Here is a 13,748-nt window from a genome sequence, read left to right as displayed (position 1 = left end):
GGTCAGGGAGCGGCGCGGACCGCCTGCGCCTCGGCCAGATAGACCGCGAACAGCCCATCGGGATCGGTCCATTCCGCAATCGGCGTCCATCCGCCCGACCGCAACAGGATCCGCGCATCGCGGCCCCCATATTTGTGGCTGTTCTCGGTATGGATCGTCTCCCCCGCCGCCATCGCGAAATCGCGGCCGTCGACGTCGAACGCGACGTCGCGGGTCGCTTCCAGATGCATCTCGATCCGCGCACGGTCGTCGTTCCAGATCGCGCGGTGGCGGAACGCCTCCACCGGGATCGTGCCCGCCAGCTCGCGGTTGATCCGCTCCAGCAGGTTGAGGTTGAACGCCGCGGTCACCCCGGCGGGGTCGTCATAGGCGCGCTCCAGCACCGCGGGATCCTTGATCCGGTCCATCCCGACCAGCAGCATCGCGCCGACCCCGAGCGAGGTGCGCATCGCGCGCAGCAGATCGACCGCCATCAGTGGGATCATGTTGCCGATCGTCGAACCGGGAAAGAAGCCGAGCTTGGGCACCGCGGCGATCGCGCGCGGCAGCGTCATCGGCCGCATGAAATCGGCCTCGAACGGTAGGATCAGCAGTTCGGGAAACTGATCCGACAGCAGCCGCGACGATTCGCGCAGGAACGCCCCCGAGATGTCGATCGGCACATAGGCGTCGGGCGCGACCGCACGCAGGAGGATCGGCGTCTTGGTCGACGATCCCGATCCGAACTCGACCACCGCCCGGCCCCGCCCCGCGATCTCCGCGACCGCCGGGCACGCGACCTCGAGGATCGCGCGCTCGGTACGGGTGGGGTAATATTCCGGCAGATCGGTGATCTCCTCGAACAGCTCGGATCCGCGCAGGTCGTAGAACCAGCGCGCGGGGATCGCCCGCGGCTTGGCAGCGAGCCCGTCGAGGACATCGGCGCGGAACTGCGGATCGGCGAGGCGCTGCTCGCCGTCCTCGACTTCGGGCTTGAGCATCTAGAGATCCTTGGCGAGGCGCACGCCGGTGAACTGCCAGCGCTGATGGGGATAGAAGAAGTTGCGGTAGCTCGCGCGCGCGTGTCCCCGGGGCGTCGCACAACTGCCGCCACGCAGGACGAACTGTCCGCTCATGAACTTGCCGTTGTATTCGCCGACCGCGCCCTCGACCGCGCGGAAGCCGGGATAGGGGCGATAGGCGCTGCCGGTCCATTCCCAGACATCGCCGAAAAAGGCCGGCGCGGAGCCGGCGGGGCGCGGCTCGACCGCGCCCGCGGCGTCCATCTGGTTGCCCGCCCGCGGATCGTACGCAGCGGCCGCGGCCTCCCATTCGAATTCGGTCGGCAGGCGCGCACCGGCCCAGCTGGCATAGGCGTCCGCCTCGTAGAAGCTGACATGGGTCACCGGCGCAGCGGGATCGATCGCGCGGCGTCCGTCGAGCCCGAATCGAGTCCAGCCGCCGTCCTGGCGTTCCCAATAGAGCGGCGCGGCGATGCCGTCGGCCTTTACCCAGGCCCAGCCGTCCGCCAGCCAATGCCGCGGCTCGGCATAGCCGCCGTCGTCGATGAACGCGGCCCATTCGCCGTTGGTCACGGTGCGGTCCGCGATCGCATGGGGGGTCAGCAACGCGGGGTGGCGTGGCCCCTCGCAGTCGAACGCGAACCCGTCGCCGTCATGGCCGATCTCCACGATCCCGCCGGCATGCTCGATCCAGCCGGGCGCGCCGGGCATCGCCACCGGCACCTTGCGCGCCGCCGGCCACAAGGCGGGTTCGAGCGGGTTCTCGCCGAACAGATGCAGGATATCGGTGACGAGCAGTTCCTGATGCTGCTCCTCGTGATGGCAGCCCAGTTCGATCAGCGCACACGCCGCGTCAGGCAGATCGGGCAATGCCGCCATCAACGCGGCATCGACATGCGCGCGATACGCCCGCACCTCGTCCAGCGTCGGCCGGGTCACCATTCCGCGGCGGTCGCGTGCGTGACGGCGCCCTTCCGCCTCGTAATAGCTGTTGAACAGGAACGGGAAGCGCGCGTCGTGCAGCGCATAGCCGGGCACGTGATCGCGCAGCACGAAAGTTTCGAAGAACCAGCTGGTATGCGCCAGATGCCATTTGGCGGGCGACGCATCGGCCATCGACTGCGCGGTCGCATCCGCGTCCGACAGCGGCGCGGCGAGCGCGAGCGACAGCGCGCGGACGTCCGAAAAGCGCGCGGCGAGCGGCAGCGGACGAGCGTGAGTGACAGGCAGCGGCATCGTCTTCTCCTCGCCGGCCGGACTGCGATCGCTAGCCCCTATGAGGCGCAGGATCGCGGCATGGCCTCAGCGCGTCGCGCCTGGCGCCCATAGAACGTCGCCGACCCCCACCTGGTTCACTGCGCGAGCGGCGACGAACAAGTAATCTGACAAACGGTTCAAATACGACATGGCCTGCGGGTTCAGCGGCGTGTCGACCGCCACCGCGGATCGTTCGGCGCGGCGGACGATCGCCCGGGCGAGATGCAGCGCGGCGGCGCCACCGCTGCCGCCCGGCAGGATGAAGCTGGTGAGCGGGGGCATCGTCGCGGTCAGCGCGTCGATCTCGCCTTCCAGCCGCGCGACCTGCGCCGGCACCACCCGCAACACCATGTCCGAGGGCGCGAAGTCGTCGCCCGGCGTGGCGAGATCGGCGCCGAGATCGAACAGATCGTTCTGGATGCGGGTCAGCGCGGTCGCGGGCTCCGCCCCCGCCAGCGCGGCGATGGCCACGCCGATCGCGCTGTTCGCCTCGTCGACGTCGCCGATCGCCGCCATCAGCGCATCGGCCTTCGACACGCGCGACCCGTCGACCAGCCCCGTGGTGCCGTCGTCGCCGGTTCGCGTGTAGATCCGGTTGAGCCGGACCAGTTCAGGTCCGCCCGGCCGCGAACAGCATGACGACCACGATCAGCACCGCGATCGCCTGGAAGAAGATGCGCTGCTGCATCATCTTGTTCGATCGCACCGACGCCTCGCTCGGGCCGGTCTCCCCGCTCTTAACCTGCGCGGTCGAATGCTGGAGGAACGCGACGATCCCGCGGACGAGAGCGACTACGGTCGCGATCATCGCCGCGATCAGGAGGAGAACGAGGAAAGTCTGCATGCGACGAAGATAGGGGCGGTTCAGGGAGCCCGCAATGCCGTCTTTGGGCGGTGCTCGCCCCGCGCCAGCGCCGCGGCGAGCGCCCTGCCGTCTTCGCCCGCCGCGCGCATCGTCGCCAGCGTCGGCGCGCCGGTCCGCTTGGCGAGCCGCTCGCCGCGTCCGTCGGTCAGCAGCGGGTGATGATGATAGCGCGGCGTCGGCAGCCCGAGCAGCGCCTGCAGCAGCCGGTGGACATGCGTTGCGGCGAACAGGTCCGTTCCGCGCACGATATCGGTCACCCCTTGGCCGGCATCGTCGACCGTCACCGCCAGATGGTAGCTCGACGGCGCGTCCTTCCGCGCGAGCACGACATCGCCGTGCATCGCCGGATCGGCCGCGATCGCGATCCCGTGGTCGGTCCAGGACAGCAGCCCCGCGATCGCCACCGCGCGCGCCATGTCGAGCCGCCAGCAATGCGGGCGCGCGAGGTCCGGATCGGACAGTGCGCGGCAGGTGCCCGGATAGACCGGTCCTTCGTTGCCGTGCGGCGCCGACGCGCTCGCGGCGATCTCCGCACGCGTGCAGAAACACGGATAGACCAGCCCCTGCGCCTTCAGCCGATCGAGCGCCGCGGCGTAGAGCGCCAGCCGCGACGATTGCCGGACCACCGCGCCGTCCCACGCCAGCCCGAGCCAGTCGAGGTCGGCCAGGATCGTCGCGACATGCTCCTCGCGGCAGCGCGTCGGGTCGATATCCTCGATCCGCACGAGGAACCTGCCACCCTGCCTTCGCGCCAGATCATGCGCCAGCACCGCCGACATCGCATGCCCCAGATGCAGCCGCCCGGTAGGGCTCGGCGCGAATCTGGTGACGACGCGCACTTGACCCGGAATCATCGCCTGTGCTGTCATGACGATGTCATGCCGGTGGGCGAAAGCCGCGGGCGGCAAGCCGAGTGGGAGGAGCCGTGTTTCATCCCGATCTGATCCGCCATCCCGATGGCTGCCCTGCGCTCGTCCTGAACGCCGATTATACGCCCTTGTCCTATTACCCGCTGAGCGTCTGGCCGTGGCAGACCGCGATCAAGGCGGTGTTCCTCGACCGGGTCGACATCGTCGCGCATTACGAACGCGAGGTCCGCAGCGCGACCGTCGCGATGAAGCTGCCGTCGGTGATCGCGCTCAAGCAATATGTCCGGCCTTCGCAATTTCCCGCCTTCACCCGCTTCAACCTGTTCCTGCGCGATCGGTTCGCCTGCCAGTATTGCGGCCAGCCGCGCGACCTGACCTTCGACCATGTCGTGCCGCGCGCGCAAGGCGGGCGCACCACTTGGGAGAATGTCGTCACCGCCTGCGCGCCGTGCAACCTGCGCAAGGGCGGGCGCACCCCCAAACAGGCGAGCATGCCGCTGCATCTCGAACCGATCCGGCCGACCAACTGGCATCTCCAGGAACATGGCAAGCGTTTCCCGCCCAACTATCTCCACGACACCTGGCACGACTGGCTCTATTGGGACGTCGAACTCGAAGCCTGACGGAGCAGCTATGCGGCGTATGATCGGAACCGCGACGATGGCCATCGCGCTTGGCGCCTGCGGTGAACGCGGCGAGGAAAAGCGCGCGAGCGCGGACGCCAACGCGGCGAGCTTCGTGCCGCCGTCGGTGACCTCGCGGCTCGATTACGGTAGCGCGATGGATCGGCGGTTCCGCGCGCTCGATCGCAATGCCGACGATTTCATCTCGCGCGACGAACTCCCGCGCCGCAACCCGCGCCGCCTGCTTGCGCTCGATCGCAACGGCGACGGCAAGATCAGCGCGATCGAGTTCAGCGAAGGCATGCTCGCTCGGTTCGACCGGATGGACCTCAACCACGACGGCACCGTGACCTCCGAGGAGCGCCGTTCCGCCGGCGTGAAGTAAGGCGCCGAACCGAGGATGGTTGACCGCACGCGTGCCGCAGCGCAGCATAGTGCGATGGCTACCCTCCCCCGGATCGAAAACAACGCGGATGTCCGCTTTCTCGGCGCCAAGCTCGGCGAGGTGATCCGCGCCTATGGCGGCGACGCGCTGTTCGAGGCGACCGAGGCTATCCGCAAGGCCTCTGTCGACCGCCACCGCGGCAAGGCCGACGACGAGGCCGCGGAGGATCACGGCGTCGCCGCGGTCGATCTCGGGCTGGAGAAGCTGGGACTCGACGAGACGCTCGATTTCGTCCGCGGCTTCATGCTGTTCTCGATGCTCGCCAACCTCGCCGAGGATCGCCAGGGCATCGCCGCCGAGAACGGCGCCGACTTCGCCTCCGCGCTGAAGACGCTTGCCGACGAGGGGCTCGATCACGACGCGATCGCCGATCTGCTGGCGCATGCGCTGGTCGCACCCGTGCTCACCGCGCACCCGACCGAAGTGCGCCGCAAAAGCATGATCGATCACCGCAACCGGATCGCGCAGTTGATGGCGCTGAAGGATCTCGGCCGCGAGGAAACACCCGAAGGCGACCGCATCGACGATGCGATCCTGCGCCAGGTCGCGCTGCTGTGGCAGACCCGGGTGCTGCGCCGCGAGCGGCTCTACGTCACCGACGAGGTCGAGACCGCGCTCAGCTACCTGCGCGACGTCTTCCTGCCGGCGCTGCCCGCGCTCTACCAGCGCTGGGACCGCGCGTTCGGCGCGCGGGTGCCGAGCTTCCTTCGCCCCGGCAGCTGGATCGGCGGGGACCGCGACGGCAACCCGTTCGTCACCGCGGATTCGCTGCGCACCGCGCTCGCCAAGTCGAGCGAGGCGGTGCTGGTCTATTATATGGATGCGGTCCACACCCTCGGCGCCGAGCTGTCGATCTCGACCGAGCATGTCGCGGTCGATGCGGCGGTCGAGGCGCTCGCCGACGCCAGCGGCGACACCGCGCAGAGCCGCCGCGACGAGCCCTATCGCCGCGCCCTCTCGGGAATCTACGCCCGCCTTGCCGCAACCCATCAGGCGCTGACCGGGCGCCCGGCGCCGCGCCCCGGCCCGCTGCACGGCGACCGCTATGCCGATCCGCAGGCGTTCCGCGCCGATCTGGTCGCGCTCGCCCATGCGCTGTCGGCGGGCAGCGCGCTGCGGAGCGGCGGCGCGCTCGGCCGGCTGATCCGTGCGGTGGAGACGTTCGGCTTCCACCTCGCCACGCTCGACCTGCGCCAGAACAGCGCGGTCCACGAGCGGGTCGTCGCGGAACTGCTGAAGGTCAGCGGGGTCGAGGCCGACTATCTGGCGCTCGACGAGGCCGCGCGGGTCGTCCTGCTCCGCCGCGAATTGGCCAATGCGCGGCCGCTCGCCAGCCGCTTCTCGACCTATTCGGACGAGACCGCCTCCGAACTCGCGATCGTCGCCGCTGCCGCCGATGCCCACGCCACGTATGGGCCGGCAAGCATCACCAACTATATCGTGTCGATGGCGCAGTCGGTGTCCGACCTGCTGGAGATCAACCTGCTGCTGAAGGAGGTCGGGCTCTACCGACCCGGCCAGCCGGCGACCGCCGCGATCATGGCGGTGCCGCTGTTCGAGACGATCGGCGATCTCGAGGCCGCACCCGCGATCATGACCGACTGGTTCGCGCTGCCGGAGATCGCCGCGATCGCCACCGCACGCGGTCATCAGGAGGTGATGATCGGCTATTCGGACAGCAACAAGGACGGCGGCTACCTGACGTCGACCTGGCAATTGTCGAAGGCATCGACCGCGCTGAAGCCGGTGTTCGAGTCGGCCGGGGTCGGCATGCAGCTGTTCCACGGCCGCGGCGGCGCGGTCGGCCGTGGCGGCGGCTCCGCGTTTGCCGCGATACGCGCCCAACCCGCGGGCACCGTTCAGGGCCGCATTCGGATCACCGAACAGGGCGAGGTGATCGCCGCCAAATACGGTACCCGCGAAAGCGCGATGACCAACCTCGACGCGATCGCCGCCGCCACCTTGCTGGCGACGCTCGAACCCGAACGCCTCTCGAACGCCGAGAACACGCAGTTCGCGACCGCGATGGACGCGCTGTCGGACGAGGCGTTCGCCGCTTATCGCGGCCTCGTCTACGGCACCGACGGTTTCCGCACCTTCTTCCGCCAGATGACTCCGATCGCGGAGATCGCGGGGCTGAAGATCGGCAGCCGCCCCGCCAGCCGCAAGCAATCCGACGCGATCGAGGATCTGCGCGCGATCCCCTGGGTGTTCAGCTGGGCGCAGGCGCGGGTCATGCTGCCCGGCTGGTACGGCGTCGGTCAGGCGATCGACGCCTTCCCCGACAAGGGGCTGCTGACCGAGATGGCGGAAGGCTGGCCGTTGTTCGCCTCCGCGCTCGCCAACATGGAAATGGTGCTCGCCAAGTCCGACATCGACATCGCCGCGCGCTATGCTCGCCTGGTCGAGGACGGGGCGCTCCGCGACCACATCTTCGGCCGCATCCACGACGGCTGGCACCGCACCCGCGACGGGTTGCTGACGATCACCCGCCAGTCGCGGCTATTGGAAAAGCACCCCGCGCTCGACGCCTCGATCCGACTCCGCCTGCCCTATATCGAACCGCTCAACCTGCTCCAGATCGAACTGATGAAACGCCACCGCGCCGGCGAGACCGACCCACGGATCGGCGAGGGTATCCTGCTGTCGATCAACGGAGTGGCGACCGCGTTGCGCAATTCGGGGTGAGGCGTCGGCGCGCGTCGGTCAATCGCCGCTGACGTCGCCATCCTCATCCTTCTCCTTCGCCTTCACGCGACGCTTCCTCGCCGCCTGGATGATGTCCTCGATCGCGTAGATCAAGGCGATGCCTTGGTCCGTCTTCCCGTTCTGGTCCTCGGGATCGTCGGCGAACAACGCCTTCGCTTGTGCCGCGAGCTCGATCAGCCGGCCGTATTGCTCTTCGCCGACTTTGTTGCGGACTTTGGCGAAGCCTTCGGTCAGTTGGTGAAATCGGGTATCGATGTTCCTATCCGAGAACGTCCCGGTGTCATCGATAAAGGTCGGCGCACCACCAATCAGCGATGCCAGTAGATCATAGATCTCGCTTAACGACGCTGGGATATACGGCTCAGGATTGTAATATGAGCTCCGATACGCGTTCATTGGCCTTTCTCCGGACGTGTAAAGATCAAGCTACCACAGCAAGATTGCTAACCGGTGGTATAATGGTAACATAGCTTCGGCTGCCGTTTACGGTCGATACGAAAGCGTTAACGGAGCGGGATCAACGCCAGAGCCGGACAGCACTAGAGATCATACAATGCGATATCTTCATCGTCGGGAAAGTCAGGGTAAGTGATCGGCTTATCGCCGAAGTGACGATGGACGATGCGATCGCGTCGCACCATGTGCTCTTCCTCCGGATCGATCTGCTCTACATAGGTGTACTCGACTTCGAATTTTTCGTTGCGAACGACGTACTGGATTTCCGCCCATTGCTCGACCCCGTCCTCGCTCTCCCATAGATCAAGCAGGACGGGGCACAAGCGATCCAAGTCCACCCAGCGGAACACGATATCCTTTTCGCGTTCCTTGAATATAGAGGGGGCAACCAAGCCGGCATCTACCCGTGCATAGAGCAACGTGCCGTTGAGTGGGTATTCTGTGTCTTCGGCGAGCAGTTGGCCGATCTCGATGAGTAGGCGGTTCGTATCATCATTTGCCACGATGCTTTCCCTTCGGCTCGTTTCGAAACTGTTGGCTTCCCAAGCGTCCGTCAATCGTAAACCAGACATTGATCGCAGCAGGTCGAGTAGAGCTACGCTCATAAACCGGAACGATTTTGACCGTTACCTTCTGACCTGCTCGCGTAGCCCTACCCCAGTCATTCTCGAGAACACGATAGCCTCCGCGATTGAAGTTCGCATCCTGAGCAAAGTGGTTGAATGACTCTGTAGGTCCGTTGAAACGCACGGCGATATAATGGCCACCGTCGTCCGTTGAACGACGATCGGGTCCACCCGCTTGTCGCTGTGACACGCGGGAGCGCACTTGCTTGCCGGCACTAGCAAGGCTTCCAGAGACGCGCCGGGTTCGTCCGCCTCCGTCGATTTCATAGGTGTAGCCGTTGCGGGTTTCTGTCCGGAATTGCTCGGTCGTCGCCACAGTCCGCGCGGCTCCGGTTCTATTTGCCCCTTTGTCAGTCGTTCCTGAACCGGTCGAACCGCGTGAAGTACCTGACTTGACGGGCCACGGTTCGGTCGATGTCGCGCCCCCTCCGCCGCCGCTTCCGCCACCACCGCCGGTGAATCCTCCTCCTCCCCACCCGCCCTTGGGCGACCGAGATGATGGCGGCGAACTTGTCCCGACCGGCCCCCGAGAGCTTCCATGAGGTCGCGACGGATCGGGCTGGCGCCTGGGCAGCTGTGCCGCTCCGGCGGTCCCGCGCTCCGATGCATCTAAGCTGCCCTGGCCGGACTTGCGTCCGGCCCCCGCAAAGGTGAAACGACCATCATCGGGATCGTGCCAAGGGTTGAACTTCAACTCGATCCCATCGGGATCGTTGACGTTCGGAACCCGGCCGGTCCGTAGCCAGAACGTGAAGGCTCGCCGTCGCTGGTCGTCGGAAATTTGGATCATGCCGCTCCCCAATTCTCGTGCGGCGAGAACATTTGAAGAACGAATTCCAACAAGTCAAAGCGAATGACACGCCGGGTCTGCCCAACGTTCGTGTTCACTCTCAAGCTTGATCAAGAAAAGTGGTGCGGCCGAGAAGACTCGAACTTCCACGGGCTTTCGCCCACAACGACCTCAACGTTGCGCGTCTACCAATTCCGCCACGGCCGCACGTGAAACAACCGGCCGGGCGAACCGGCGGCTGGTAGGCAGCGGCCCCTAGCAAAGCCTTTGCGATGCTGCAACGGCTTTAGCGTGCGGTCTCGCCGGCGAAGCTGAGTTCGAGCCGCTTGGAATTTGCGGGGACGTCGAGCTTGGCGGAGTTGAAGTCGATCGAGGCGCCGGGCGCGAGCGAGCGGCGCTGCGGGGTGATCGTCCAGCTGAATACCAGCCGCCCCTGCGCGTCGCGGAGCTCGGCGCGGATATCGGGCACACGCTGGCGATCGCGCGACGGATTGGTGACCTGCCCGCTTACCGCGAACAGCTCGGACCCGTTCTCCAGCTCGCGTCGCTCGATCGGATTGTCGTGGAGCCGCAGCGGCGACTCGGCGGCGCCGATCGGCAGCCCCAGCCGCGCGCCCAGCCCGGGTGCGCCGAGCCACAGGATCGCCCCGATCGCGGCCAGCATCAGCAGCCCCGCGACCACCGCGATCACCGTCCAGCGGCGCGCGGCGTTCTTGCGCGGGCGAAACGGCGGCCGGTGCGCGAACGCGTCGAACTCACCATAGTCGGCCGCGGGCTCGACATAGGATTCGGGGAGCGGCGGCAACGGCGCGGCGGCGACCGGCACAGGCACGGCGATCGGCTCGACATCGGCCGGCGGCGCTGCAACGCTCGGCGGGGCGGCGGGCGCGGGCGGCGCGGGCGGCGCGGGCGGCGGTGCCACCACCGGATCGGTAGGCGCCTGGAACCAGCTATGCCGGCAGCTCGCGCAGCGCACCGTCCGTCCCTCGATCCCGATCGCGCTGTCCGGGACCAGGTAGCGGGTGCTGCATTCGGGACATTCGAGTATCATGCGAACGCTTTGCGGATAGGGCCGACCGGGACGTGAATCTAAGCACGCCGGCCGAGCCGCTGGCAAGCTTGAAGCATATCGCGCTTTCGTGGCAAAGCTCGGCAGGGGCTCCCGTCGGGCTTGGATGAAAGAGAGCGGCTTCGGCCACGCGCATGGCGAACATCGTGCAGTTCGAGAATGTTGGGCTGCGCTACGGTTCCGGCCAGGAGACGCTGTCCGACGTCAGCTTCACCCTGGGGGGCGGCGCCTTCTATTTCCTCACGGGCGCGAGCGGCGCGGGCAAGACGTCGCTGCTGAAGCTGCTGTACCTCGCGCAGCGCCCGTCGCGCGGCGTGATCCGGCTGTTCGGCGAGGATGCGGTGATGATGCCGCGCACCCGGCTGCCGGGGTTCCGCCGCCGGATCGGCGTGGTGTTCCAGGATTTCCGGCTGGTCCCGCATCTCTCCGCTGCCGACAATATCGCGCTGCCGCTGCGCGTCGCCGGGATGCCCGATGCCGACATCCGCCAGCCGGTGCGCGAGATGCTCGCCTGGGTCGGTCTCGCCGAGCGCGCCGATGCGCGGCCAGCGACGCTGTCGGGCGGCGAACAGCAGCGCGTCGCGATCGCACGCGCGGTGATCACCCGGCCGGAGATGCTGGTGGCGGACGAGCCGACCGGCAACGTCGATCCGGAAATGGCCGACCGGCTGCTCCATCTATTCGATTCGCTGAACAAGCTCGGCACCACGGTGGTGGTCGCGACGCACGACTTCCAGCTGCTCGGGCGGATTCCCGGCGCGCAGATGATGCGGCTGGACAAGGGGCGGCTGCTCGATCCGACCGGCGCGCTGCGCTATCCGCCGGACCGGAACCGGGCATGATCGCGCGCGCCACCGATCGCGCCAATGCGCGCGTGCTCGACGAGGCTGGCGGGCTGCGCGCGATGACCTGGGTGATGGCGATCATGCTGTTCCTGACCGTGCTCGCCGCCGCGCTCGGCCTCGGCACCGCGAGCGGCGCGCGGCTGCTCGAGCGCCAGCTCGAGGGGCGGCTGACGGTGCAGCTGGTCGAGGGTGATCCGCTCCGCCGCGATGCGGATGCGGCGCGGATCGCGACGATGCTGCGCGCGCTGCCGGGGGTCGCGCGGGTCGCCCTGGTCGACCGGGTCGAGCTGACCCGGCTGCTGCGCCCGTGGCTCGGCGCCGACGGAGCCGATCCCGAACTGCCGGTGCCGGCGATGATCGACGTCGATCTCGCGGACGGCAGCGACGCCGCGGTCGCGCGCGTCGCGGCGACCGCGACGCGGGTCAGCCGATCGGCGCGGGTCGATCGTCACGAAAGCTGGATGTCGCCGGTCAGCCGCTTCATGACGTCGCTGACGCTGCTGGCCGGCGGGATCGTCGTGCTGATGATGGCGGCGACCGCCGCGGTGGTGGTGCTGGCGGCGCGCGCCGGGCTGGAGACGCACCGCGCGACGATCGAGGTGATGCACATGCTGGGATCGACCGACGTCCAGGTCGCGCGGCTGTTTCAACGCCGGATCGCGATCGATGCGGCGATCGGCGGCGTGGTCGGCGGGCTGGCCGCGATCCTGGTGGTCGCCGCGATCGGCGCGCGGCTGGCGGGGCTCGGGTCCGAACTGATCGGCGGGGTGTCGCTGGGTGTCGGCGAATGGCTGCTGCTCGGGCTGCTGCCGATCGCGTTCGTCCTGCTCGCGATCCTCGCGGCGCGGTATAGCGTGCTCGGCGCGCTTCGGCGGACGCTATGATCGTCCGGCTGTTCGGCGTGACGCTGATTCTCTGGTGCCTGGGCTTCGCGGCGTTCATGCTGACCCTGCCGCGCGCGCTGGAGGGATCGACCACCGACGCGATCGTGGTGCCGACCGGCGGCGCCGGCCGCATCGACCGCGGCATCGCGTTGCTCGAACGGCACCAGGCGAAGCGGATGCTGGTCACCGGGGTCGGCCCCGGCGTCCGCGACGCCGATCTGGCGCGCGAATACCGCACCTCGCGCGCACTGTTCGATTGTTGCATCGACCTCGGTCGCGAGGCGGTGGATACGCGGTCCAATGCCGAGGAGACCGCCGCCTGGGTGAGGGCGCGCCGGTATCGCACGGTGCGGCTCGTCACCTCCGACTGGCACGTGCCGCGGGCGAAGATGGAATTGGGGGCGGCAATCGGCAAGGGCGTGCTGATCCTTGGCGACGGCGTGCCGAGCAGCCCGCGGCTGGGTACCCTGGTCAACGAATACAACAAGCTGATCCTGCGCCGGATCGCACTATGGTTGGGGATCGGGGCATGATCGCCTGGCTGCGGACGCTGCTGTTCCGGATCGTGTTCTACACGATATCGGTGCCGATCGTCGTCAGCGTGCCGATCTCCGCGCTGTTCGGGCAGCAGGCGGTGATCCTGCATGCCACGGTATGGACGACGTTCCACCGCTGGTGCGCGCGGGTGCTGCTCGGCATCCGCATCCGCACGGAGGGGCCGCAGCCGACCGGGCCGGTGCTATACGCCGCCAAGCACCAGTCGATGTTCGAGGCGCTCGAGCTGCAAGGCATGCTCGACGGCCCGGCGATGGTGCTGAAGGAGGAACTCGCGAACATCCCCGCCTGGGGCTACGCCGCGCGGCGCTACGGCGCGCTGGTGATCGATCGCGCCGCGTCGGCGAAGGCGCTCCGCCAGATGATGCGCGAAGGCAAGGCCGCCAAGGAAACGGGCCGATCGGTGCTGATCTTCCCGGAGGGCACGCGGGTACTGCCGGGCGACCAGCCGCCGCTAAAATCGGGCTTCGCCGGGCTGTACCGGGCGCTCGGCATGGCGACGGTGCCGATCGCGATCGACAGCGGCCTGGTCTGGCCGAAGAAGGGCGCCAAGCATGCGGGCACGATCACCTTCCGCTTCGGCGAGGCGATCCCGCCCGGCCTGTCGCGCGAGGAGATCGACGCGCGGGTCCACGCCGCGATCAACGCGCTGGATGTGCCACGGGTGAGTTGATGCCGCTAAATCCTCCCCGGCGAGAGGAGGTGGCAGGGCGTAGCCCTGACGGAGGGGTGACACCTCATCCGGATAGCGGTT

The 13,748-nt window shown here is 67.8% G+C and carries 16 protein-coding genes and 1 tRNA gene; 7 read left to right on the top strand and 10 right to left on the bottom strand.

Features of this window, described 5'->3' with window-relative positions:
* Window positions 1-2 precede the first annotated feature (2 nt).
* The 5 genes from egtD to gluQRS all read right to left on the bottom strand — a co-directional run bounded on the left by egtD (window position 3) and on the right by gluQRS (window position 3,977).
* A complete protein-coding gene (egtD, locus tag ACT009_RS12235; protein ID WP_445191350.1) occupies window positions 3-980 on the bottom strand; it encodes an L-histidine N(alpha)-methyltransferase in 978 nt (325 codons plus the stop codon).
* A complete protein-coding gene (gene egtB / locus ACT009_RS12230; protein ID WP_445191349.1) occupies window positions 981-2,237 on the bottom strand; it encodes an ergothioneine biosynthesis protein EgtB in 1,257 nt (418 codons plus the stop codon).
* 66 nt (window positions 2,238-2,303) lie between these two features.
* On the bottom strand, window positions 2,304-2,867 hold the full coding sequence (locus ACT009_RS12225) for a cob(I)yrinic acid a,c-diamide adenosyltransferase (RefSeq protein WP_445194082.1): 564 nt from the start codon (window positions 2,865-2,867) through the stop codon (window positions 2,304-2,306).
* 1 nt (window position 2,868) lies between these two features.
* The gene (locus ACT009_RS12220) at window positions 2,869-3,102 is read right to left on the bottom strand and encodes a twin transmembrane helix small protein (RefSeq protein WP_445191348.1); all 234 of its coding nucleotides are present in this window, start codon (window positions 3,100-3,102) and stop codon (window positions 2,869-2,871) included.
* A gap of 20 nt (window positions 3,103-3,122) precedes the next feature.
* Window positions 3,123-3,977 (bottom strand): tRNA glutamyl-Q(34) synthetase GluQRS, encoded by an 855-nt coding sequence (gene gluQRS, locus ACT009_RS12215; RefSeq protein ID WP_445191347.1) that lies wholly within the window; start codon window positions 3,975-3,977, stop codon window positions 3,123-3,125.
* Between the two features lie 71 nt (window positions 3,978-4,048).
* On the opposite strand from gluQRS, the gene ACT009_RS12210 reads away from it, so the two are divergent.
* Genes ACT009_RS12210 through ppc form a run of 3 tightly spaced genes read left to right on the top strand, consistent with a single transcriptional unit; the run spans window position 4,049 to window position 7,748 of the window.
* A complete protein-coding gene (locus ACT009_RS12210; RefSeq protein WP_375420483.1) occupies window positions 4,049-4,615 on the top strand; it encodes an HNH endonuclease in 567 nt (188 codons plus the stop codon).
* Window positions 4,616-4,625: 10 nt separating this feature from the next.
* A complete protein-coding gene (locus tag ACT009_RS12205) occupies window positions 4,626-5,000 on the top strand; it encodes a hypothetical protein (protein ID WP_445191346.1) in 375 nt (124 codons plus the stop codon).
* Window positions 5,001-5,054: 54 nt separating this feature from the next.
* Window positions 5,055-7,748: a phosphoenolpyruvate carboxylase gene (gene ppc / locus ACT009_RS12200; protein WP_445191345.1), complete on the top strand. Its 2,694-nt coding sequence runs from the start codon at window positions 5,055-5,057 to the stop codon at window positions 7,746-7,748.
* Between the two features lie 18 nt (window positions 7,749-7,766).
* Here ppc and ACT009_RS12195 read toward each other — a convergent pair whose 3' ends face one another.
* From ACT009_RS12195 to ACT009_RS12175, 5 genes are all read right to left on the bottom strand, one after another.
* Window positions 7,767-8,165, bottom strand: a complete 399-nt coding sequence (locus tag ACT009_RS12195) for a hypothetical protein (protein ID WP_445191344.1) — start codon at window positions 8,163-8,165, stop codon at window positions 7,767-7,769.
* Window positions 8,166-8,308: 143 nt separating this feature from the next.
* Window positions 8,309-8,728 (bottom strand): hypothetical protein, encoded by a 420-nt coding sequence (locus tag ACT009_RS12190; RefSeq protein WP_445191343.1) that lies wholly within the window; start codon window positions 8,726-8,728, stop codon window positions 8,309-8,311.
* Window positions 8,718-9,641 (bottom strand): DNA/RNA non-specific endonuclease, encoded by a 924-nt coding sequence (locus ACT009_RS12185; RefSeq protein ID WP_445191342.1) that lies wholly within the window; start codon window positions 9,639-9,641, stop codon window positions 8,718-8,720. Before ACT009_RS12185 ends, ACT009_RS12190 begins: the two co-directional genes overlap by 11 nt.
* A gap of 120 nt (window positions 9,642-9,761) precedes the next feature.
* Window positions 9,762-9,848, bottom strand: a tRNA-Leu gene (locus tag ACT009_RS12180).
* 79 nt (window positions 9,849-9,927) lie between these two features.
* Window positions 9,928-10,692 carry an MJ0042-type zinc finger domain-containing protein gene (locus ACT009_RS12175; RefSeq protein ID WP_445191341.1) on the bottom strand — a complete coding sequence of 255 codons (765 nt, stop codon included), beginning with the start codon at window positions 10,690-10,692 and terminating at the stop codon, window positions 9,928-9,930.
* 152 nt (window positions 10,693-10,844) lie between these two features.
* Here ACT009_RS12175 and ftsE point away from each other — a divergent pair, with 152 nt between their 5' ends.
* From ftsE to ACT009_RS12155, 4 genes are read left to right on the top strand one after another with little or no spacing between them, the layout of a single operon-like run.
* The gene (ftsE, locus tag ACT009_RS12170) at window positions 10,845-11,552 is read left to right on the top strand and encodes a cell division ATP-binding protein FtsE (RefSeq protein ID WP_445191340.1); all 708 of its coding nucleotides are present in this window, start codon (window positions 10,845-10,847) and stop codon (window positions 11,550-11,552) included.
* Window positions 11,549-12,439, top strand: a complete 891-nt coding sequence (locus ACT009_RS12165; protein ID WP_445191339.1) for a cell division protein FtsX — start codon at window positions 11,549-11,551, stop codon at window positions 12,437-12,439. The genes ftsE and ACT009_RS12165 overlap by 4 nt, the downstream gene beginning before the upstream one ends.
* On the top strand, window positions 12,436-12,972 hold the full coding sequence (locus tag ACT009_RS12160; RefSeq protein ID WP_445191338.1) for a YdcF family protein: 537 nt from the start codon (window positions 12,436-12,438) through the stop codon (window positions 12,970-12,972). The genes ACT009_RS12165 and ACT009_RS12160 overlap by 4 nt, the downstream gene beginning before the upstream one ends.
* Window positions 12,969-13,667 carry a lysophospholipid acyltransferase family protein gene (locus ACT009_RS12155; RefSeq protein WP_445191337.1) on the top strand — a complete coding sequence of 233 codons (699 nt, stop codon included), beginning with the start codon at window positions 12,969-12,971 and terminating at the stop codon, window positions 13,665-13,667. The genes ACT009_RS12160 and ACT009_RS12155 overlap by 4 nt, the downstream gene beginning before the upstream one ends.
* The last annotated feature ends 81 nt before the right edge of the window (window positions 13,668-13,748 follow it).

This window comes from Sphingomonas sp. Tas61C01, from assembly GCF_052567495.1.
This window is presented reverse-complemented; position numbering and strand designations above follow the sequence as displayed.

Coding starts and splice junctions, on each gene's coding strand:
- ACT009_RS12175 (WP_445191341.1), bottom strand. CDS start 10,692: ATGATACTCGAATGTCCCGAATGCAGCACCCGCTACCTGGTCCCGGAC.
- egtB (WP_445191349.1), bottom strand. CDS start 2,237: ATGCCGCTGCCTGTCACTCACGCTCGTCCGCTGCCGCTCGCCGCGCGC.
- ACT009_RS12220 (WP_445191348.1), bottom strand. CDS start 3,102: ATGCAGACTTTCCTCGTTCTCCTCCTGATCGCGGCGATGATCGCGACC.
- ACT009_RS12155 (WP_445191337.1), top strand. CDS start 12,969: ATGATCGCCTGGCTGCGGACGCTGCTGTTCCGGATCGTGTTCTACACG.
- gluQRS (WP_445191347.1), bottom strand. CDS start 3,977: ATGATTCCGGGTCAAGTGCGCGTCGTCACCAGATTCGCGCCGAGCCCT.
- ACT009_RS12165 (WP_445191339.1), top strand. CDS start 11,549: ATGATCGCGCGCGCCACCGATCGCGCCAATGCGCGCGTGCTCGACGAG.
- egtD (WP_445191350.1), bottom strand. CDS start 980: ATGCTCAAGCCCGAAGTCGAGGACGGCGAGCAGCGCCTCGCCGATCCG.
- ftsE (WP_445191340.1), top strand. CDS start 10,845: ATGGCGAACATCGTGCAGTTCGAGAATGTTGGGCTGCGCTACGGTTCC.
- ppc (WP_445191345.1), top strand. CDS start 5,055: ATGGCTACCCTCCCCCGGATCGAAAACAACGCGGATGTCCGCTTTCTC.
- ACT009_RS12185 (WP_445191342.1), bottom strand. CDS start 9,641: ATGATCCAAATTTCCGACGACCAGCGACGGCGAGCCTTCACGTTCTGG.
- ACT009_RS12160 (WP_445191338.1), top strand. CDS start 12,436: ATGATCGTCCGGCTGTTCGGCGTGACGCTGATTCTCTGGTGCCTGGGC.
- ACT009_RS12205 (WP_445191346.1), top strand. CDS start 4,626: ATGCGGCGTATGATCGGAACCGCGACGATGGCCATCGCGCTTGGCGCC.
- ACT009_RS12195 (WP_445191344.1), bottom strand. CDS start 8,165: ATGAACGCGTATCGGAGCTCATATTACAATCCTGAGCCGTATATCCCA.